Here is a 570-nt window from a genome sequence, read left to right as displayed (position 1 = left end):
GATGCGGACGGCCCCTGACGGGGAGGGACACGTACGGGTGTCTCCGACACCGGACGAGACCCACGCGCGCGCGAACACCCCGGCCGACGGGACCCGGCACGCCTACGGCCCGGCGGCGGACCTGGAAGCGCCGGGCGAGCGGGGGGACGACGGTTCGGCGAGCGGGGGGCGCAGCGAGGGCCGTGGTGGCGCGACGCTGGGCGAGGCGGGGGGCGGCTTTGCGGGGGTGGCGCAGGACAGCCCGCGGGGCGGTGTGTCGGGGGCGGCGTCGCAGGGCGCGCTGCGGGATGGTCGGGCGGGCACCTCACAGGACATGCTGCGGTCCGGTCCGGTGGGCGCGACGCAGGGCGAGCCGTCGGCGGGCACGGTTCACGACGAGCTGCGGTCGAATCCGGCGGGCACGGCACAGGACAGGCGGTCCAACCCGGCGGGCAACCCGCGGTCGGATCACGCAGCCACGGCTCAGGACAGCCGCCGGAGCACCCCGGCAGCCGCACCCCCCGAGAGCCGGCGGACACCCCCGGCCGGTGCGCCCCAGGACGGCCGCTACCCCTTCCCCACGTCCCCCGC

General features: G+C 78.4%; 1 pseudogene. It reads left to right on the top strand.

Annotation, left to right across the window (positions count from 1 at the left end):
* Positions 1-37 precede the first annotated feature (37 nt).
* Positions 38-570: pseudogene (locus ACTWQJ_RS52115) on the top strand (hypothetical protein); the annotation flags it as partial.

The organism is Streptomyces sp. KR55 (assembly GCF_052245645.1).
Lineage (GTDB): Bacteria > Actinomycetota > Actinomycetes > Streptomycetales > Streptomycetaceae > Streptomyces > Streptomyces flavusporus.
Note: the sequence above shows the minus strand (reverse complement) of the source record. Positions and strands in the feature narration are given on the sequence as shown.